At 65.7% G+C, this 3,250-nt stretch carries 3 protein-coding genes; all 3 read right to left on the bottom strand.

The window, feature by feature from the left end; genetic code table 11:
- Window positions 1–66: 66 nt before the first annotated feature.
- From MXAZACID_RS09615 to MXAZACID_RS09605, 3 genes are read right to left on the bottom strand one after another with little or no spacing between them, the layout of a single operon-like run.
- A complete protein-coding gene (locus tag MXAZACID_RS09615; RefSeq protein ID WP_144052734.1) occupies window positions 67–1,479 on the bottom strand; it encodes a HAMP domain-containing sensor histidine kinase in 1,413 nt (470 codons plus the stop codon).
- A gap of 20 nt (window positions 1,480–1,499) precedes the next feature.
- Complete coding sequence (locus MXAZACID_RS09610; protein WP_008494101.1) at window positions 1,500–2,183, bottom strand: response regulator transcription factor; 684 nt, start codon at window positions 2,181–2,183, stop codon at window positions 1,500–1,502.
- A gap of 2 nt (window positions 2,184–2,185) precedes the next feature.
- A complete protein-coding gene (locus MXAZACID_RS09605) occupies window positions 2,186–3,229 on the bottom strand; it encodes a S1C family serine protease (RefSeq protein ID WP_144052733.1) in 1,044 nt (347 codons plus the stop codon).
- Window positions 3,230–3,250: the final 21 nt, after the last annotated feature.

Raw genomic sequence — 3,250 nt, 5'->3', positions numbered from 1 at the left:
TCCGGCCTTTGTCACGAAGGGGAGTTTTTGAAAAAACTCCCCTTCAACCCCCAAAAACTTTTGCTCCTAATCCGGGCTTATATCCGCCGGCAGGCAGATCACCGCGCGCAAGCCAGGCTCGTTATCCTGCAGATGCAGCGTGCCATTATGCAGCTGCGCCACCGCCGACACCAGCGACAGCCCCAGCCCCGAACCCGCCGTGCTGCGCGCCGCCTCGGCGCGGAAAAACCGCTCGGTGGCGCGCTTGCGGTCCGCCTCCGCGATCCCCGGCCCGCGATCCGCGACGACGATCTGCACCGCCCCGTGCGCCAGCCGCGCGCTGAACCGGATCGAGCTGCCCGGCGGGGAAAATTTCAAGGCATTGTCGAGCAGATTGACCACCGCCTGCTGCATCAGCTCGCGATCGCCAAACACCATCAGCGGCGCGTCGATCTCGGTCTCCAGCGTGATCTCCCGCTCCTCCGCCACCGCCCGGTACAGCTCGTCCAGATCCAGCAGCACCGGGGCAAGATCCAGCGACGCGAACGCCGCGCGCCGCGCCCCGGCCTCGATCTCGGAAATCCGCAACAGCGCCTCGAACACCGCGACGATGCCATCCAGATCCTCGGTCGCCCGGTCGATCGCCGCCTGCATCTCCTCGGCGCTGCGCGCGTGCAAGGCCGCATCCTCCAGCCGTGCGCGCGCCCGCGTCACCGGCGTGCGCAGATCATGCGCGATGGCGTTGGAAACCTGGCGCACCCCATCCATCAGCCGGGCGATGCGGTCCAGCATATCGTTGATCGTCACCGCCAGCTCGTCGAACTCGTCGCCCACCCCGGTCACCGGCACCCGCCGCGTGATGTCGCCGCGCGCAATCGCGCCGGTGGTGACGGAAATGGCGCGAATGGTGCGCTGGAACAGCGAGCGGATCAGCACCGCGCCGAGAATGCCGAGCGCGATCATCAGGCTCAGCGCCCAGATCAGCCCGGCCCGCAGCACATTGCGCAGCTTGGTGCGCATCCGCACATCCCGGCCGACCAGCAGGCTGGACCCGTCGGGCATTTTCTGCATCTGCAACAGCGCGATGGAGGCCACACCCTGGCGGCGCACCGAGAGCTGATACCAGGCATTATCCTGGCTCATCCCCGCCGGCCACTGGTCCAGATTGCCCATCAGCACCTGGCCGTTCTGGCCCTTCAGCAAATAGATCCCATCCGGCGTCAGCGACCCTGCCAGCCGTTCCTGGATCGCCGCTTCCAGCGAGGGCAGCCCGCCCATCTGGTCATGCTCGATCAGCGTCTGAAAATCCGCATGGATGGAAGCCTGAACCTGCCGCTGCAGCAAATTCAGCGCCGAGTACCAGAGGGCCAGCGCCAGCACGAAGGCGGAGAGACCAAACACCACGGCATAGACCAGCGCGAAGCGCACCCCGGCCGAGCGCCACAGCCCGCGCCGGGCCGGGCGCTGCCTTTTGATACGCTCAGCGCTGGATCTAGCCATGGTTCTGAATCAAGCCGCGATCAGGGTTCTTCGGAGCGCAGCATGTAGCCCGCATTGCGGACGGTATGCAGCAGCGCGGTCGGGAACGGCTTGTCGATCTTCTGACGCAGACGCGAGATATGCACGTCGATCACGTTGGTTTGCGGGTCGAAATGATAATCCCACACGCCTTCCAGCAGCATGGTGCGGGTGACGACCTGGCCGGCATGGCGCATCAGATATTCCAGCAGCCGGAATTCCCGCGGCTGCAGATCGATCTTGGTCGGGCCACGGCGCACCGAGCGCGAGAGCAGATCCATCTCCAGATCGCCCACCTGCAGCCGGGTCGCCGGCCCGTCGCTCTTGCCGCGCCGGGTCAGCGCTTCCACCCGCGCCAGCAGCTCGGCGAAGGCGAAGGGCTTGGTGAGATAATCGTCACCGCCCGCCTTCAAGCCTTTCACCCGGTCATCGACCTGGCCGAGCGCGGAGAGGAACAGCACCGGCGTGGTATTGTCCTGCCCACGCAATGTTTCCAGCAGTCGCAAACCGTCGATGCCGCCCGGCAGCATGCGGTCGAGGATGATGGCGTCGAAATTCTCCGAGGCGGCCAGGAACAGCCCGTCACGCCCATTATCGGCATGTTCGACCGTATGTCCCGCCTCGCGCAGCCCCTTCAGTACGAAGCCCGCCACATCCTTGTCGTCCTCTACGACGAGTATCCGCATCTCTACTCCCCTATCTGCGCCGGTCGCCGCCCAACGGTGACCGGCAAGTGGAATATATGTCCATTTTTCCTTACCCCAAGGACTACCTTCCGCCCAGGCGGCATGGACGCAATGATCCGCGTCAAACCGTCAGCGCCGGAGATCGCCTCGCCATTCACCGAAACCACCAAATCGGACTGGTTGAGCCCGGCTTTGTCCGCCGGGCCACCAGCCTCCAGCCCGGTGATCACCGCCCCCGGGCCGCCATCGCTCAGGTCCGCGACGGAGACGCCGAGCCAGCCGCGCGCCACCGCGCCATGGGCGATCAGCTGCGCCACGATGGGCGCCGCGCTGTTGCTGGGAATGGCGAAGCCGATCCCCACCGATCCGCCGGAAGGCGAGACAATTGCTGAATTTATCCCAATCACCGCGCCCTGCATGTTGAAGGCCGGGCCGCCGGAATTGCCGGGATTGATCGGCGCATCCAGCTGCAGGAAATGGTTGAACGGGCCCTCGCCGATATCCCGCCCCTCGGCCGAGACGATGCCGAGTGTGAACGAATTTCCGAGCGCGAACGGGTTGCCCGCGGCCAGCACCCAGTCCCCCACCTGGACCTTGGAAGAATCCCCCCAACGGGCCGGTTGCAGCGGCTTGGATGGATGGATTTTAATGACAGCGATATCCGTCAGGTCATCCGCGCCGACTAACTGGGCGGTGAATTTTTCGCCATTATCCAGGGTCACGGTGATCTGCGCGGCGCCGGCGATGACATGGTCGTTGGTGACGATCATGCCGTCCGGGCTGATGATGAATCCCGAGCCGGCGGCCTGGGTCAGAGGCGGGGTGGCCTTGCCGCCATGCACCGGGGCCGGGGTGGCGCCGGAGCCGCCTGACGCCTCGGTGACGGCAATGCCGACCACGCCGGGGGCGACCATCTTCACCAGCGGGGCGAGGGAATGCGGCGCGCCCTCAAACAGGCTGAACTGCGCCAGCGCCACCCCCGGACAGGCCAGAAACAACCCCAGCGCCAATGCCAGCCAGCCCATGCCGCCCCTTCCGTCTCTCACTCAAACCATGCCATGCTGCCA

It is taken from the genome of Acidocella sp. MX-AZ02 (assembly GCF_000306035.1).
Lineage (GTDB): Bacteria > Pseudomonadota > Alphaproteobacteria > Acetobacterales > Acetobacteraceae > Acidocella > Acidocella facilis.
The sequence above is the reverse complement of the archived record's forward strand: the minus strand, read 5'-3'. Positions and strand labels throughout refer to the sequence as shown.